Raw genomic sequence first — 16,773 nt, 5'->3', positions numbered from 1 at the left:
GGCGACGAGAGATACCCGGGTGGACTCCTAAAGTATAGACTATTGATAACGATCCATTATCAACACTAGGTATCAGATCAAACTAGACGGAACTACTATCTTCAGGATAGTTTAGGCCATGGCAAAGCCGCTGCCCGACCTCTCCGATCCGCACTGGGACACCCATCTGGTGCAGCTTCTGGTCGACGCAACAGTGGCCATCACCCGGTTGGATGAACGGTTTTCCGCCAGTTTAATCGCCTCGTCCTGGACCCAGCGGGCGAGCTGGAGCGGCTATGCCCGCGCGCTCGCAGCCCAGGGCATGGAAATCGAAGAAATCGACATTTTCGCGCGCGAATGCGGCGTCCCCCTCCCCTTCCGCGCCCCGATCGCAACCGTCGGCGATCCGCTCGCCGCCCTCCCCGCCTGGCAAGCCCGCTTCGCCGGCAACGCGCGGCGGCATTGGGCAGAGGATCTGGGCCTGACCTTCGATCCGCCCGCGGGCTGGGGCGACCGCCCTGGCCTGCTCCGTGCCCTCGAACTCCAGGCGCGGCGCACGCGCTCTGTCGGCCCATCGGTCTGGCTGGACTTGCCCCTTCTCCTCCAGCGGCTTGGGATCACCCGCGCGCTGTTGCCCAATCTGGTGGCCGGCGACAAAGCTCTACACCTCGCGCCCCATGACCCGGGCATCCTCCCGCGTTTCCTGCGCGGGCTTCAGGCGGCGGCGGCCGATGGTCTCGCCCAGCTCAATGCCCTGGAGCGGGACCGCCGCCGCGCCGCGTCCGTGCTGGCCGACTGCCTCCGCCCCGGCAAGCTGGCCGCGCTCGCCGCCCTGCTTCCGCTGCGCCCGGTGCTGAGCCCGACGCGGGTCGCCGCCGATCTGGCAGTGACCATTTCGGGCGCCGGCAAACTTCTCCAGCGCGCGGCGTCGCAGGGCCTGGTGGTCGAGGTGCGCCACCGGCACAATTGGCGGCTCTATCTGCCCCCGGATCTTGCGGTGCGTTTCGGCTTCATCGCGCCGTCCCGTGGACGGCGGCCCTCCCCTCCCCCGGCGTCCAAGGAGCTGGAGGCCATCCTGGCACAGTTTGACGCGGAGATGCTCAAATTTGAACAGGTGCTCGATAAACCAACGTGACGGTCGCTTACCCGGATTACAATCGAGTACCGAAGCGCGTCTTCTCAGAAGCTGCCTGCAATGCGCTCGTAAGCATATTCCACGCTTCAAGCCCAATGTTGGTCTAGCACCTCTCGAATTGCTGTCTCAGCCTCTTCGCGCGAAGCACCGCCTTTGCTGAGCAGCGTCAGGCGTATTCCCTTTCGATCAACCCCCTCTATCCGCAACACCGGCTTTCCATTGGCGCTGGAAAGTGTTTCCGGCTTTCCTGACTTCTTGGGGGAACCTGACCTCTTGGGGGCTTCGGCGGCTAGTGTTAGAGCTTTGATCACTTCGAGGACAGAAAAAGTCCCTCCAGTTTCCTTCTGAAGCTCAGCAAGTCGCGCAGCCTCGCGAAACGCCCTCTCCCTTTTGTCTTCCGGCTTCAAAAGAGCCTTCAGGGCAATCGCGTTGCGGATGCCCAGTTCTTGCGGTTCCGTGAAGGCGGCCATCAGCTCTTCCGGTATACGCGCCAAATCAAGGTATCTGGTCAACCAACTTTCAGAGACCTTCAGGCGTTCAGCCATGGTCTTCTGGCGCCCTTCATAATAGGCTCCCAGAGCGCGAAGATAATCTCTCGCTCGCTCAAGATCGGTCAGGTCATCCCTTGCCCGGTTTTCTATATCCGCAAGGCGGAAAGCCTCCTCATCGCCGATTTCACGGACGTCAACGAGGAACTTGAAATCAGGGTAGTTATGCGAACGCAGCCAGCTGATCGACCAGTGCCTCCGCGCCCCGCAGATCACTTCAAAGTCAAATTCCGAATCACCGGCTAGACGCCGCACGATTGCCGGAATTTCCTGTCTTCCTTGAGCTTTGATGCTTTCGATGAGATCCGAACACCGATCTTCGTTCAGGAGTGCATAATCCCGGTTATGGCCCTCCCACATACGACAGCGTGCCGGATCAACGAGTTCATGTGTCCGGTTGATGACCGCCCCCGACGCTAGATCAGCTAACCTGTTCGACCGCCCCGTCAACACGTTGGCAGCAATGCTTGACCGTCGGGAGGGTGACGCTTCATCCGACAGGTCTATGCCTGCTGCAAGGTCAGCAGCGAATCCGCTGTTCTTTTTGCTCATCGGAGCCTCCTATTCTTCGAAATTGCACGCGTGCAATTTTGACTCGTCATGCCAGCGCCTCGTTCCGCAAACGGGCCTGGTGGCTCGGCCACATCGATCGAATATCGATCTCTATCTCACTATTCACACCATCCAGATAACCAAGGCAGCGGTTGCGAACCGCCGAACTCGTCGCCGGACCGTCCAGTTCGTAGACCGTCATAAGCCGGGCTGTCGCATTGTCGATCTCAGCTGAGTCCTTGAGCGGCGTTCGAACCATGGCGTGGCCGAACAAGGTTCGCATGAGTTGGAGCAGTTCCTTCTGCATCGACTTGTTCTCATCGACCTTAGAGCCCACAAAGCGGAGGAACTGAAGCTCGGGAGCCATTCCACGCTCAGCGAGTTGCTCGATGGTTTCATCCAGCATTGAGAGAAATGCGGCCGTAGAGGAGAAATCCATGACCGTGGGAGGCACCGGAACAACTAGGGAGTTTGCAGCTCGTAAGACCGAAAGCGATATTGCACCGAGCGCAGGCGGAGGGTCCATGACGATGACGTCGAACCGATCTGCGATACTCTCAATGCCTTCCTTCAAACGATCAAGGAGCGATCCGCTGTCGCGAGCCATGCGGGCGGCAAGTTCATACTCCGATTGAAAGAGGCGCAAATTGGCCGGGATCAGTTCAAGACCGTCAAAGTGCGTCTTACGCAGGGCATAATCGAGGGACGATCGTTCGCCTTCCCGAAGGAAGGGATAAAGAGTGTCGTCCTCGGTAAGGTCAAGATCAGGAACATAGCCAAACAGGGTCGTAGCCGAGGCTTGGCTGTCGCAATCGATCAGCGCCACACGATAACCCCGGATTGCCAGATACTGTGCCAGATGCACGGCCAGGGTCGACTTACCTACCCCACCCTTGAAATTCTGGACCGCAACAACGCAGCAAGGATCGTCTGGACTCCGGTATGGCCGAGTTCCGAACACTCCCCGCATGTCGTTAAGTTGGGCGAGCGTATATCGCTCGCGACGATTATTGTCTGTTCTCGCTGGTTCTGGAAGCCTTCCATCCTTTTCGGCATCCCGTATCGCAGCTGCTGTCCGGCCAACAAGTTCGGCCGCCTTGCTGATCGTGAACGTAGGCTCGCGACGGTCATCAGCGCGCGCACTTCTGGCGGAATCCCGAAGTTTTTCGAGCACCGAAGATGTCCGATTGGCCAGCGTTGCCACAGACACCAATCGCTCCACGCCTTCAATCTCAAGTCCGCTCGACACACGCCCCCCTTTCGCAATCGGTAACATGGTACACGCACTTGCGCTTTTTGGTCAATATTTTCTCTAATTTCGAAAGTGAAGATCGCGATTTTGACGCTTTGAAGGATGGTCAGGCTTTATCCTGACTCGGTGGGGGCTTGGTCAAATTGCACGCGTGCAATTTCGTCTAAGCGCGTCCTCGACGCGTTACCCAACTTTCACAAAAACCCTTCCACGCGGCGGTAAGTTTCGCCCCCCGCAGCTTTTCTAGCCGATTACCCATATGGTCCCGAAAGCCCGTCGCTATGAGGTCAACATCCCAGCCACCGCCATGCTGACGGGCGATTGCAACCAGATCATCATGTCCAAACCTGATCGTTCCGTTGGGGAACAACTCGTCATTTGCTCCGACGGTCGGAATCGGTTCTGGCGGGCCAGCCAGTCCTTGGGGACTGACTGTTACTCTCTCAGCCGTGCCCTCTCGACGCTCCTTCCGACCGATCGAGTGCCGATCCAACTCATCAACCGTCTCTATAACCTCTGGGGCGCCCTTGGGCTCAAAGCGAAACTCAATCTCCGCGACGGTGCGGCCTTGGCGTATCTCCCGCCACTCAACCCGAAAATGGGCAAGCTGATCAATCTCCGCTTTCGCCTTTTCGAGCACTTTGCGGCGCAACTGGGCAAAGTCGGTATATACGTCAGGCGGGATACCAAGCGCCGCCCGCAGTGCAGGCATGTCGCCCTTCCAAGTTGCCTGCCGCCGGTGCAAGCGCAGTGCACCGAGTTCGTATAGCCGCAAAGCGTAATTCGACCGAAAACCGAGCACCGCCTGCCGGTTGAGTACCGCATAGGTCTCCGATGTCTGGATCATCTTACGAGCGTCAGGGGTAAATTCCCATTCGATCCATCCCGCCTCGCCTCCGTCCTCCTCCGTCTCTTCGCGTGACCGAGAAATCAGTGAGAATAATGTCGTCGCTTTCTTGCCGCGCCAGGATCGATCATCGACTGCGAATAAGGTACGATGCAATTCTTGGAGCATGTCGGTGATCCGCTCATTGCCCTTGTGCCCGCGGCGGATGTCAGCTTTACGCATTCGGTGAGGCTTGTCCTCCCAAGCATCCCCTCCCGCGGTCAAAATCATAAGGGCCAACAAGCGCGACGCGGTTAGGCTTAAGGACTCGCCCTTTACGAACTTGACCTCAATGATATTGCCTGGCTTGGCGAACTCGTCCCCGCCTTTTGCACGTAACGCCGCAGCGACACGCATGGCACGCCCTGGAGCGGTTTCCTCTCCCGCCTCTTCAATCACTTCAGATGTTTGGCCTGCGTCGGATATCATGCCATATTGCACTCAGACTTGAGTCTCCTGAAGATATATTTTCTGCCTGACCTGACTTCATCGGTCAAGTCAGGTCAGGATTGATTGCCCATACGGCCCCCAAGAGGTCAGGATAAATCCGGCTCGAATCGTGCCAAACAGCAGCTTAATCGCTGAGTCGCGGCAAAAACCTGTTATGGCGACGGCAGACCATCATTCGACGCCCGATTTGGGTCCAACTCCAACCTGCGGGATGTGTCACACTCACAAATATAGCTCGCCCCCAAGAGGTCAGGATTGCCCCACCCAGTCAGGAAAGCTCCCCCAAAGGGTCAGGCTTGAGCCCCCAATTAGTCAGCCAAGTTCCCCCACAAGGTCAGGAATAACGCCTTAATAATTTGAATATAAATGATTTTCTTTGGATGAATCTGAATCCTTAGAATCATGAATCCTTCCGCTGCACGCAGCGGCGTTTTTATTGATTAAAATTTTGAACCTCATCCCCGATTCGCAATGGCCAAACAGCAATGTCTGGCCTGCAAACGGAGGAACAAGAGGAGAGGGGCAAACTGGGACGCGGGAAGATATCAATGCGGTTGATCCGTTCTTCAGCCTTCACAGTTGCTGTTTTGACACCCGACGCGCTGGGGGAGAGTGCCGTGGCTCTATTTGATCCTAGCTTTTGACGACCACGCCATTCCATCCGTCGCCAATCCTTCTATCAAAATTAGATGGTTCTATGCAAATCGTATAAACTTATATAACTCTCCTAGACATGGACCCACGTCGTAATCCCTTCGCACCAGGCGCAGGCAGCCGGCCCCCTGAACTTGCTGGCCGGGAAGCTATCTTGGAGAGCGTTTCCATTGCGCTCGACCGCATCCGCAGCGGCCGCCATGCACAAAGCAGTATCCTGATGGGACTGCGCGGTGTCGGCAAAACGGTCCTCTTGAATGAGATACGCCGTGCAGCGGAAGGTGAGGGTATTCAATGCGTGCCTATCGAGGCGCCCGAGGGGCAATCCCTGCCCGCGATGCTGGTGCCCGCGCTTCGTACCGCCTTGCTGAAACTTGATCGGGGGCAGGCAGCCATGACTGTCGCCAAGCGGGGGCTGGGAGCCCTTGCCCGGTTCGTAAAGGCATTCAAGCTCAGCTATGGCGAACTGGAGGCTTCGCTTGACCTTGGCGAAATAGGTGTCGCTGACAACGGCGATCTGGAATCCGACCTCATCGATCTCATCGATCTGGTCGGCGCGGCAGCAGCAGAACGAAACACCGCAGTCGTCCTGTTCATCGACGAACTGCAATATGTGCCGGAACGTGAACTTGCAGCCCTCATTACCGCGCTGCATCGCGCTCGGCAGAATGAGCGGCCTATTACACTGGTGGCTGCGGGTCTGCCTCAACTGGCCGGGCAGATGGGCAAGGCCAAATCCTATGCCGAACGGCTTTTCCTTTTCACCAACATTGGGCCGCTCAATGACGATGCAGCGACGGCCGCAATCGTGCATCCCATACAGTTCGAGGAATGCAGCATTGAGGATGATGCTGTGTCCAAGATATTGGCGGTGACACAGGGTTATCCCTATTTCCTTCAGGAATGGGGGAAGCAATGTTGGGACGCGGCCGACAGCTGCCCCATTACGGCTAACGACGTGGACCTTGCTCACCCGACCGCCATTGCCGCGCTCGACCAAAGCTTCTTTCGCGTCCGATTTGATCGTCTTACCCCTTCAGAGAAGCGCTACCTGCGCGCCATGGCAGACCTGGGGGAGGGGCCTTATAGTTCAACAATCATTGCCGAGCATTTAGGACGCAAGCCGTCGTCCTTTGGGCCTGTGCGTGCATCATTGGTGGCCAAGGGTATGATTTACACTCCTGGTTATGGCCAGACCGCATTCACCGTGCCGCTGTTTGATGCTTTTATGCGCCGGATCATGCCAATAGAGGAGACCGGGCTGAACAACTGAGCCATCGCATGGTTGTTGTGCGCCATGATGAGAGAGACGGAAGAAAAGGCGTGGCTAGATGACAAATGATGGTCCGCACGATCACCCACACTGGTTACTTTGCTGTCTCATCCAATTTTCTGACGCGATGTTCACCGAACTGGTCAAAGCGTACTAATTCTTTGCGACCGTCAGAATATCCCTTGATGACCAACCCACAAGGCGTATCAGCGTCGCCATAATAGATTGGTCTGCCGGCCGCCAAATGAGTGCGCGCGGCGGCACCGTCATCCTCCGACTGAAGAACCAGCCATAAGTCGACGTCAACCGACTTGTGGATCGACCATTTTGTACCCATAGCTGGCCCTATACCGCCGGTGAACGTCGGCGCCAAATAATTGGAGTAGCGGTCAAATCTGGCGTGCAACTCACTACATGCATTTCCGAAAAGGCGAAGCGACTTTTCAACAGGTTAAGCCGGACTAACCTCCATTGCACGAGCAGAAAATTCCTGTTTGAAATGGGTATGGTCGCGGTGCTGCCTATGAGATCAAGAGAATAACCACCCGTGGGGTTACGGCTTCCACGTTTTGGACCCTCCGTTTTTTCTCTTGATCCCGTCAACCCCGCTGACTTGTCACCCCCATCAGGAATTAGCCTGATCGAGTGGAGGTTAAGCCAGTGCAGAACATCGCTGAATTTCGCATCATCGGCCGCATCGGAAAGATTGCCGAGCTAGACAAGGTCACCAAGGTCTCTGTCGCCGCGAACTACAACCGGCAGGACAATGGCGAATGGATCACCGACACCCACTGGAATGAGGTGACGCTCTTCGGTCGGCTGATCGAGCGCGCAGCCAAGGCTGAAAAGGGTGACATGGTTCACATCGTCGGTCGGGTCCGTCAAAATTCCTACGACGCTCCCGAAGGCAAACGCTACACCGTCGAACTTATCGCAGACGGCTTTGCTATCCTGGCCAAGGCGAATGACGCCGAACTCGCCAGCAGCTAGAAAGTATGGGGCCGCCTGGGAGCGGCCCCATCCGACAATCGCAATTGCCTTTCAATCAGGCGGGCAGCGGTTCCACGAACCGCTGCCCGCCGTCTGCTTGGGTCAGCGACTGCAAGCAGGCCCAATTTGGGAATGTAGGAGATAGGATATGAACGGTGTTGCAGAAGCGGGCCTCATTTTCCTTGTCATCTTCGTGCTCGGATTTTTCGGGAGGCGCGACGAAAGGGCAGGGCGGCGTATCCATAATGAAGATGAGGAAACATGGTGGCACGCCCGTCGCTCCTGGTGGGATGACCGGCGGTGAAAACCATCGCGGTGAACATCGAGAAAGGCGGCGCGGGCAAGACGACGATCGCTTGCCATCTTGCCTGGCACCTTGCTGATGCTGGCCACCGTGTTCTGGTCCTGGACCTCGACCGCCAGTGTAACGCCTCTACGGCCTTGCGTGATTTCGAGCCGCTCGGTTCATGCAAGCAGCTTTTCGAGAAGGACTATGAGGCGCCGGTGGGGCGTCAGCGCGCCATCTACTCCAATCGCATGACCGGCGAGTATGATGCGGATTTCGGGAAGGCATTGAGCGGCTTTCGCGCAAATTTTTCCACGCTCAACGATGCCTTCGACTATTGTGTCATCGACACGCCGCCCGCGTGGAGCTGGATCAACTTCGCGGCATTGATGGTGTGTGATGATCTGATCGTGCCAGTGGAGTTAGGCCCGTTCGGACCGGACTCCACCAAGCAGCTTTCCAATTCGATCCAGACCGTCAATCAGAAGGGGCGGCGCTCGCCGATCCGCATCGCGGGCCTTGTCGCAAACCGCGTGAAGGCCAACGACCGGAACCAGCTTGCGATGTTGGCGGAGTTGAAGGCCAAGATCGGCCGCAACCTGTTCTCTACGCATCTTCCTGACCGATCCCATTATAGCCAGGCCGTCCAGGCTGGCGTTCCGGTGTGGCGTTTCGACAAGGATGTTCGATCATCGATGCCACCTATGCGTGCGTTTCTTGAAGAGGCGATGGAGAGGATTGGCGGCTGATGGACTTCGGCGATTTCGATATCTTCGCGGCAAAGGAGGAGGTGGCGCAACAGGGGAGGGTGCTGTCTCTCGACCCGCAGAAGGTTTATGCTGATCCTGACAATGTGCGTCGCGCGATCGAGCAGGCCGAGATCGATGCGCTGGCCGCAACCATCGGTGCGCGGGGTCAGTTGCAGCCCATCATTGTCGCTCCGGCTGATGACGATGGCCGCCACATGATCCAGTTTGGCGAGCGGCGCTGGCGCGCCTGCCTCCAGCTTGGGCGTGAAGTGCGTGCGATCGTCCGCGAGGTTTCCGATCCGGCCCAGGTGCGGATAGATCAGTTCATTGAGAACGATCAGCGCGAACAGCTCTCGACACGGGACATGATCGCCTTTGTGACGGGTCAGGTCGCGGCGGGTATGAGCGTTGCCGATCTTGCGCGTGCGACGGGGCGGGATAGGGCGCGACTTTCCCGCCTCCATGGGCTTGCTTCCGCGCCAGATTTCGTTGCCGCCCGCCTTGACGATGTGCCTGTTCGAGCGGCTGTCGCGCTGATGAAAGCGGCGGCGCACGACGAGGCCGGGGTGAAGGGGTTTCTTGATCGCTCGTCCATTGGCTCACTCACGGTTGCTGCCAGCGAGGCGTTTGCGCGTGACCTGGGTAAATCTCCGGTTGGGGAAAGGGATAGTGGTCCTGGTCCTTCGGCGCCGATCATTGCCGAACCTGCCGCTGCGGTTGAAGCGGGAGAGCGCCCAAAGCGACCCCGCGCAGTTCATCGGGATGAGGGTGATGCGGTCGTCACTCGCTTTATCGATGTCGATGGAAGGCGTGGACGCTTGATAGAGGCGCTGGTCCACTTCGACGATGAAGACCAGGCGCGCACTGTCCGATTTGGCAGCTAGCTATCACCCCCTTCTTTTCCGCGTATTCGCTTCGCAAGTTGATGGGAGATTGTGGCCCGAGCCACAGATTCGAACCCAAATTTGTAGAGGTTGTTTTAGGGCAGGATAGGGGTTGTGGTTGCCATTGTATTACAGTAGCTTAGCAAGCGAGGATTGATGATGGCAACCGCAACAACCTCCACCGAAGGCAAGACCAGCATGACGGTCCGCCTAGACCGGGCCACGCTCACGGCATTCGATGCATTGGCCGAGGGCAGGGGAGGGCGTAGCGCGCTCCTTCGTTCATTGTTGGATCAGGCAATGCGCCAGGCCGGCAATGCTCCGAAGGTGCAGGCCCGAGCAGAGCCGGCGACCAATCGCGTGTCTTTCCGCGTTACTGATGCCGAGATGGCCGTTCTGGATGTTCGTGCTGCGGCGCGCGGAACCGATAGGGCAGGGTGGGTGAAGGCGCTCATGCGCCGCCACATCGGTCTAAAAGGAAATGTGGACGATGGCCTTCGTGAAAGCCTTGGCCCGGTGCGGATGCAGTTGCAGCGCATCGGCCGCAATCTCAACCAGGCGATGAGGGCGGGCAACGCGGCGATGATGGCCGATAGCGGCCTGCAAATCGAACGCGAGCTTCGCCGCATCACTGAGATGCGCCAGGACGTTAATGAGCAGATCACTGCGCTGGGCGAAGCGCTGCGGGGCGATCTTTCTTATTGGAAGGTCGCCGACTGATGGCTTTCGGTGAGCGCGAGGATGAATTGTGGGGCGTACTGAAGCCGACATTTCGGCCGCTTGTGTCCGGCGATCCCAATATCAAATATGCCAAGCATCTGTTGAACCAGACCGGCCCTTTCAAGCCGGTGACGCATGTCGGGCTGCCACGCGCCGACTCTCGCGCCGTTCTGGCCCGTGTAGTCCGCAAGGCGCCCGAAGTTCTGGTGAAGGTCACAGGGCGCAAGAAGGGGGCCGACCATCTTGGCGCGCATTTGACCTATATGGGTCGCAACGGCGAGATCGGGATCGAAACCCGAGACGGCGAGGTGATTACCGACAAGGGTGATCTTCAGCAGATCGCGCAGGAATGGTCTGATCCGCTTTATTGGCGGCAACGTGCCACTGTGTCCGCCGTCTCGATGGTGTTCTCGATGCCGGAAGGGACGAACCCGGAAACGGTACGGCAGGCTGTGCGGGAGACGGCCGAGCGGATGCTTGGCGACAATCATGATTATCTGATGGCGCTGCATACCGACACGCCGAGGCCGCATGTTCATCTGACCGTCCAGGCCGAGGGGCTGGATGGTGAGCGTTTCGATCCCCGGCGCGAAGATCTGTTCAAATTCCGTGAGACATTTGCCGAGGCGATGCGGAGCCGGGGAGTGGAGTGCGAGGCGACGCCACGCTGGACGCGAGGGCAGGGTAGGGCTGGCACCAGCATGGCTCTTGCCCAGATGCGTGAGAAGATCCGGCGGGGTGTGTCACTACAGCCGACAGAGGCGGATATGCGACAGGCGCGCGAGGCATTGGCCATAGCGAGCGGGAAAGCGGAATCTCCGCCATTTGTCGCACGCGCGCAGGCGCGGTGGGAAACCACCCGTCAGCAATATGAGAAGGCGGCAGACGGTTTCGAACGGTCTGGCGATCCGCGCGATCAGGCCTTTGCCAAGGAGCTTCGCACGTTCCTGAAGGATCGAACGACCATCGAGACGGTTCCCGATCGGGTGCTGAAGGATGCGCTGGAACGCATAAGGCGTGCCCAAGAGCGACAGCGTGACAATCCACCAGATAGGAAGCCTTTTGCTCCTTCCCCGTCTGATCGAAAGCGATAGGGGCGGCGATCAGCGCATTTGCTGGCGGAGGCGGTATTGCTGCGCGGGAGACTATCAGCCTCCAGATCCGGTTTCAGGTCATGATCCGATTGCTTCTATCTTTGCAGATCTTCAGGCTTGGCCGAGCGTCGGTGGCTGAGCGGTTGTTTTTGCCGAAAGGTTTGGGAGAGAATCCTCCGTTTCGGAGTAAATAATTATACCACCGCTAAATAACTGATTGCGGGTCCATTTTGGATTTGATAGCGCCGCAAATACGGGGGAATATACATGAGGGGTCGGTCGTGTCCTCCGCACATGGGGTGATTTTGCGGGGGATGTCGTTTGTTTGGGCCTATCAATTTTCCAGAAATTCTTGTCGCGGGCGGCGCCCAGGCTGAAACCACCCAACCTGAATGACCTCCGCTGCCGTTGAGGGCGGCGGATTCGATGGAAGTTCCAAAACATCTTCCTTCTCGGATTCTGTCCTTTCCTCCTTTGTCCTGTTGGCGAAATTCCTTGGGGTTCCCGCTGATCCCGCGCAGATCGCGCACGACCATGGCGAGCCTGCCGACGGCTATGGTCTGGAAGACCTGGCGCGGATTTCCAGGCGGCTGAAGATCGTCGCAAAGATTCGCTCCGCCTCGCTTGCCGATCTGGCGAAGCTGCCTTTGCCCGCTCTCGCTGAACTGCGCGACGGACAGATCGTCATTCTGCTGAAGGTCGATCAGCAGGAGGAGGCTCTCCGCTTCCTGGTCCAGCGCGGCGATGGCGAGAGGCCGGAGGTGTGGACCAGCGGTGAGATGGACGGGCGTTTTGCTGGCCGTCTGTTGCTCATGACTACGCGCGAGCAGATGGCGGGGGTTTCGCGTCCCTTCGACATCAGCTGGTTCATTCCCGCGCTGGTCAAATATCGCGGCGCCTTGCGCGATGTACTGATCGGCTCCTTCTTCCTGCAATTGATGGGACTGGTTTCCCCGATCTTCTTCCAGCTGGTGATCGACAAGGTGCTGGTGCATCAGTCGCTGACCACGCTGGACGTGCTGGCAATCGGCCTTGCAACCGTACTCATGTTCGAGACTCTGCTCTCGGCCCTGCGCAACTGGCTCTTTGCCCATACCACCAACAGGGTGGACAGCGAATTGTCGGCACGCATGTTCCGCCATCTCCTGAACCTGCCGCTTTCCTATTTCGAGGCACGGCGGGTGGGCGACAGCGTGGCGCGCGTGCGGGAACTGGAACGCATCCGCGAATTTCTGACGTCGAATGCCGTGACGGTAGTGATCGATCTCTTCTTCACCATCGTCTTCTTCATCGTCATGTATCTCTACAGCCCGATGCTGACGCTGATCGTGGCGCTGTCGATACCCATTTATGCGGTCATCTCGATTGTCATCACGCCGCCCTTACGCGCGAAGCTGGACGAGAAGTTTAAGCGCGGGGCGGAAAACCAGGCTTTCCTAGTCGAAAGCGTGACCGGCATCGGCACCTTGAAGGCGATGGCGGTCGAACCGCAAATGCGGGCGAAATGGGAAAAGCAGTTCGCCGGTTACACCAATACCGGCTTTGCCGTGGCGACCCTTGCCAATTGGGGCAGCCATCTCATCCAGGTCGTATCCAAGCTGACGACGGTCGCTATCCTCTACTTCGGGGCGAAGGCGGTGATCGCGGGTGATCTGAGCGTGGGGTCGCTGGTTGCCTTCAACATGCTCTCCGGGCGCGTCGCGCAGCCGATCCTGCGCCTCTCGCAGCTCTGGCAGGATTTCCAGCAGGTCCGCATTTCCGTCGACCGCCTGGGGGATGTGCTCAATACCCCAGCCGAGCCTGAGCATAATCCCAATCGTGCCAGCCTGCCGCCGATCCGGGGCAAGGTTGAATTCGACAAGGTCCGCTTCCGTTACCGCCCCGACGCGCCCGAAGCGTTGCGCGGCGTTAGCCTCACGGTCGAAGCGGGTGAGATGCTGGGCATCGTCGGGCCATCGGGTTCGGGTAAGTCGACGCTCACCAAGCTGGTCCAGCGCCTCTATGTGCCTGAGCAGGGACGGGTGCTGGTCGACGGCACGGATCTGGCTCTAGTCGATCCGGCCTGGCTGCGGCGGCAGATCGGTGTCGTTCTTCAGGAGAACATCCTCTTTAATCGCTCGGTCAGAGAGAATATCGCGCTCGCCGACCCCACCATGCCGATGGAACGGGTGATGGCTGCAGCGAACCTCGCGGGCGCGCATGACTTCATCCTAGAGCTGCCGCACGGTTATGACACGGTCATCGACGAGAGGGGCGGCAATCTTTCCGGCGGCCAGCGCCAGCGTATGGCGATCGCGCGGGCGCTGATCGGTAATCCTCGCATCCTGATCCTCGATGAGGCCACCAGCGCGCTCGATGCCGAGAGCGAGGACATCATCCAGACCAACCTGCGCCGTATCGCGCAGGGGCGCACGGTGATCATCATTGCCCATCGCTTGTCGGCGGTACGCCAGTGCCATCGCATCGTTACAGTCGAGGGAGGGGCGATCACCGAGGTCGGCAATCATGAGAGCCTGCTCAAGTCCGGTGGCCGTTATGCGCAGCTTTACACCAAGCAGATGGGGCAGGTGGCATGAAGGCCTGGGCTGCTGCAACCTTCCCGACGCTCAGTCATCATTGGCGGGTGCTCAAGATCAGCTGGACGATGCAGAACGAGGCGGACAAGGCCAAGCGTCCGATCAGCGACCATGAATTCCTGCCCGCGGCATTGGAGATCATGGAGAAGCCGCCCAGCCCAGGGCTACGCATGCTTCTGCTCCTCCTCTGCGGACTCTTCACCATTGCTCTTATCTGGTCTGCGATTGGCAAGGTGGATGTCGTGGCGGTCGCCAGCGGCAAGGTCATTCCGTCATCCAATGTGAAGATTATCCAACCGATCGAAATCGGCTCGGTTGGTGCGATCCATGTGCGCAACGGTCAGCATGTCACCAAAGGGCAGTTGCTCGTGGAACTCGACCCGACCTTGGCGGGCGCCGATGAAGCGCAAGCAGGGCAGCAGCTTCTCTTTGCCAATGTGATCCGTGCCCGCAATGATGCCTTGCTGGCTTATCTCGCTGACAGATCGGCGCGCTTCGTCCCACCGGCTGGGACACCCGAGGGCGTGTCTGCCACTCAGGCCCAATTTGTTCACGCCGCCATCGCGGAATATGAGGCGCAGCGTGCCAGCCTGAATGAACAGCGCGCGCAGCAGGCTGCTGAGCTCTCTTCGTCTGAAGCGGAAATCACCAAGCTGAAAATGACCCTTCCGTTGGTGGAACGCCAACTCGCCGCGCGGAATGAACTGGCGGAGCGAGGCTATTATTCGAAGCTGAAGGCGCTCGAATATGAGCAGCTGCGGCTTGAGCACATTCAGAACATCGCGGTCCAGCAGGCGGCCGCCGCCAAGGCGCGGGCTGCCATGGGCGCGCTGGACGCAGAACTCTCCAAATTGCGCGAAGGCTTTGCCAAGGGCGCCGTGACCGAACTATCCGAAGCGACCGACAAGTCGGCGCTGGCGGTCCAGGAACTGCACAAATCGGAACGCCGTCGAGCATTCCAGGAACTGCGCGCGCCGGTCAGTGGCACGGTGCAGCAGCTCGCGGTTACAACCATCGGTGGCGTGGTTCAGCCTGCGCAGCCGATCATGGTGATTGTACCGGACGGCAGCGATGTTGAGGTCGAAGCCATGATCCTCAACAAGGACATTGGTTTTGTGCGCGAAGGCCAGGGTGTGCGGGTTAAGCTCGAAGCGTTTCCGTTCACCGATTATGGTCTGATCGAAGGCGTGGTCGAGACGATCAGTCGGGATGCGATCGAGCAGAACCAGCAAACGGCACTGCGGGATGAGAAGAATCGCCCGGTTCAACCGGGGCTGGTCTATGCCGCACGTATTCGACTGAAGCAGCGAGCGATCAAGGTAGCTGGTAAGGATCAGTTGATTGGGCCAGGCTTGGCCGTACAGGCTGAGATAAAGACCGGGGATCGGCGGATTATTCAGTATCTGCTTTCACCCATCGTGCAGTCGCTTGATGAAGCCGGGAGGGAGAGATGAAACTGGCACGTAATTGGAGCCGGCTGGCTCTGTGTGCGATTGGCACAGCTCTTCTAGGCACGGCTGGATGCGCTGGTTCCAGTTACATGGGCATGTCCTTGGCGCCCGGTCAAACCACATCAGAAGTGCAACTACTCGCGCGGCGTGCACAAGCAGGTGAAAAGCAGGCTCAACTCGATTTGGGTATTCGGTTTGAAGAAGGCAACGGTGTGCCACAGGACTGGAAGCGGGCGATAAGTCTTTACCGCCAAGCAGCGACGGACAGCAATGGGGCGACATGGGTTTATGCGCCGTCGCCGGGCAACGGTGCTCCAGCCCGAGTTATCGCGGTTGATAACGGGATGAAGCAGATGGGATTAGAAGAGGCACGACGCCGTTTAGAAATTGCGCTTCAAAGGCAGGACAACAAATGAGCTTTATCAGCGATGGCAAGAGAACCTGGGATCCTGATCGACAGTTTGAACTAAAAAGAACCGGAGGTGGTAAAGATGGACTCTATAGCTTTGAGTTGTCCTACTATCACGGGTCGATATTTTTTTCTGCCGAATGGAACCCATATAAAGTTGGTGAAGAATTTCGTGTCAATAATAAGGAAAATCCGAATGATGACACAATTGTTGAATGGATTGTTTGGATAAACTCTCTTCTGCCCGGATTCGATAAGGTCTCAACGCAGGATATAATCCGAGAAGCAATGAAATCGTTTGAAAGCGGATATGGTAACGCGACTTTGAGAGGGTTTCCAGTGAGAGATGTGGTCTGCAAGTTCGAAGGGAAATTTGCATGAGCAGTGCAGCGTATGAAGCCGCGTTGAACCGTCTCAAAAGCGGCCCAACTCTTGCTCCTACTTGGACCATTCAAGAACTGCGAGAGATTTCTACCTCGCTTAGTGCTCAAGCTAAATCGGGAACGACAACATTATTGTACGGAGGTAGGCTTTATCTTGAGGATGGAACGTCTATCGGTGCCGGCGAAGCGGCAAATATTTTGTATAAATCTGATCCGGAAAAATACTCCATCCTCGATCAGACGGATCGTGGGCAGCTTTTCGATACAGATGAATTTAAATATGCGCTTGAAGAAGCTATTCCTAATGATGAAGAATTACGCAAAACTTACCTCTCTGGAATAGAGACGCCCGATGGTCAATTAAGTTTCTTTGCACAAGCGTCGAAGGAATTTGCCGGTAGTGCCGATGGTGCTGTGGTTGTACTGTCTCCAAACGGTTTACTTGATCGAACGGTATCTACTATCGAGCTGCCTGAGATTCTGGATAATTTGGCGGATCCGA

16 protein-coding genes are annotated in these 16,773 nt (G+C 57.8%); 12 read left to right on the top strand and 4 right to left on the bottom strand.

Annotated features, from left to right (window positions below; translation table 11 throughout):
• Positions 1 to 118 precede the first annotated feature (118 nt).
• Positions 119 to 1,114, top strand: coding sequence for a hypothetical protein (locus ACZ5YV_RS17570; RefSeq protein WP_464789958.1), 996 nt, complete (start codon positions 119 to 121; stop codon positions 1,112 to 1,114).
• Positions 1,115 to 1,200: 86 nt separating this feature from the next.
• Here ACZ5YV_RS17570 and ACZ5YV_RS17565 read toward each other — a convergent pair whose 3' ends face one another.
• The 3 genes from ACZ5YV_RS17565 to ACZ5YV_RS17555 form a co-directional block, all read right to left on the bottom strand.
• Entirely contained in the window at positions 1,201 to 2,214 is a 1,014-nt protein-coding gene (locus tag ACZ5YV_RS17565; RefSeq protein WP_464789957.1) for a ParB/RepB/Spo0J family partition protein, read from the bottom strand.
• Positions 2,215 to 2,260: 46 nt separating this feature from the next.
• Positions 2,261 to 3,490, bottom strand: coding sequence for an AAA family ATPase (locus ACZ5YV_RS17560; protein WP_464789956.1), 1,230 nt, complete (start codon positions 3,488 to 3,490; stop codon positions 2,261 to 2,263).
• A 139-nt stretch (positions 3,491 to 3,629) separates the two neighbouring features.
• Positions 3,630 to 4,709 carry a RepB family plasmid replication initiator protein gene (locus ACZ5YV_RS17555; protein ID WP_464789998.1) on the bottom strand — a complete coding sequence of 360 codons (1,080 nt, stop codon included), beginning with the start codon at positions 4,707 to 4,709 and terminating at the stop codon, positions 3,630 to 3,632.
• Positions 4,710 to 5,535: 826 nt separating this feature from the next.
• Here ACZ5YV_RS17555 and ACZ5YV_RS17550 point away from each other — a divergent pair.
• Entirely contained in the window at positions 5,536 to 6,729 is a 1,194-nt protein-coding gene (locus tag ACZ5YV_RS17550) for an AAA family ATPase (protein WP_464789955.1), read from the top strand.
• A gap of 94 nt (positions 6,730 to 6,823) precedes the next feature.
• Here ACZ5YV_RS17550 and ACZ5YV_RS17545 read toward each other — a convergent pair whose 3' ends face one another.
• Entirely contained in the window at positions 6,824 to 7,066 is a 243-nt protein-coding gene (locus tag ACZ5YV_RS17545; protein ID WP_464789954.1) for a hypothetical protein, read from the bottom strand.
• A gap of 323 nt (positions 7,067 to 7,389) precedes the next feature.
• Between ACZ5YV_RS17545 and ACZ5YV_RS17540 the strand changes: the two genes are divergently transcribed.
• The 10 genes from ACZ5YV_RS17540 to ACZ5YV_RS17495 all read left to right on the top strand — a co-directional run bounded on the left by ACZ5YV_RS17540 (position 7,390) and on the right by ACZ5YV_RS17495 (position 16,269).
• Positions 7,390 to 7,719, top strand: coding sequence for a single-stranded DNA-binding protein (locus ACZ5YV_RS17540; protein WP_464789953.1), 330 nt, complete (start codon positions 7,390 to 7,392; stop codon positions 7,717 to 7,719).
• Between the two features lie 148 nt (positions 7,720 to 7,867).
• Positions 7,868 to 8,023 (top strand): hypothetical protein, encoded by a 156-nt coding sequence (locus ACZ5YV_RS17535; protein ID WP_464789952.1) that lies wholly within the window; start codon positions 7,868 to 7,870, stop codon positions 8,021 to 8,023.
• Positions 8,020 to 8,754: a ParA family protein gene (locus ACZ5YV_RS17530; RefSeq protein ID WP_464789951.1), complete on the top strand. Its 735-nt coding sequence runs from the start codon at positions 8,020 to 8,022 to the stop codon at positions 8,752 to 8,754. The genes ACZ5YV_RS17535 and ACZ5YV_RS17530 overlap by 4 nt, the downstream gene beginning before the upstream one ends.
• Positions 8,754 to 9,638, top strand: a complete 885-nt coding sequence (locus ACZ5YV_RS17525) for a ParB/RepB/Spo0J family partition protein (RefSeq protein WP_464789950.1) — start codon at positions 8,754 to 8,756, stop codon at positions 9,636 to 9,638. Before ACZ5YV_RS17530 ends, ACZ5YV_RS17525 begins: the two co-directional genes overlap by 1 nt.
• A 159-nt stretch (positions 9,639 to 9,797) precedes the next feature.
• A complete protein-coding gene (locus ACZ5YV_RS17520; protein ID WP_464789949.1) occupies positions 9,798 to 10,358 on the top strand; it encodes a hypothetical protein in 561 nt (186 codons plus the stop codon).
• On the top strand, positions 10,358 to 11,452 hold the full coding sequence (locus tag ACZ5YV_RS17515; RefSeq protein WP_464789948.1) for a relaxase/mobilization nuclease domain-containing protein: 1,095 nt from the start codon (positions 10,358 to 10,360) through the stop codon (positions 11,450 to 11,452). Before ACZ5YV_RS17520 ends, ACZ5YV_RS17515 begins: the two co-directional genes overlap by 1 nt.
• A 392-nt stretch (positions 11,453 to 11,844) precedes the next feature.
• On the top strand, positions 11,845 to 14,028 hold the full coding sequence (locus ACZ5YV_RS17510; protein ID WP_464789947.1) for a type I secretion system permease/ATPase: 2,184 nt from the start codon (positions 11,845 to 11,847) through the stop codon (positions 14,026 to 14,028).
• Entirely contained in the window at positions 14,025 to 15,482 is a 1,458-nt protein-coding gene (locus ACZ5YV_RS17505) for an HlyD family type I secretion periplasmic adaptor subunit (RefSeq protein ID WP_464789946.1), read from the top strand. The genes ACZ5YV_RS17510 and ACZ5YV_RS17505 overlap by 4 nt, the downstream gene beginning before the upstream one ends.
• A complete protein-coding gene (locus ACZ5YV_RS17500) occupies positions 15,479 to 15,895 on the top strand; it encodes a hypothetical protein (protein WP_464789945.1) in 417 nt (138 codons plus the stop codon). Before ACZ5YV_RS17505 ends, ACZ5YV_RS17500 begins: the two co-directional genes overlap by 4 nt.
• Entirely contained in the window at positions 15,892 to 16,269 is a 378-nt protein-coding gene (locus ACZ5YV_RS17495) for a hypothetical protein (protein ID WP_464789944.1), read from the top strand. The genes ACZ5YV_RS17500 and ACZ5YV_RS17495 overlap by 4 nt, the downstream gene beginning before the upstream one ends.
• Positions 16,270 to 16,773: the final 504 nt, after the last annotated feature.

The sequence above is a fragment of the Sphingobium sp. TomTYG46 genome (assembly GCF_055396345.1).
Note: the sequence above shows the minus strand (reverse complement) of the source record. Positions and strands in the feature narration are given on the sequence as shown.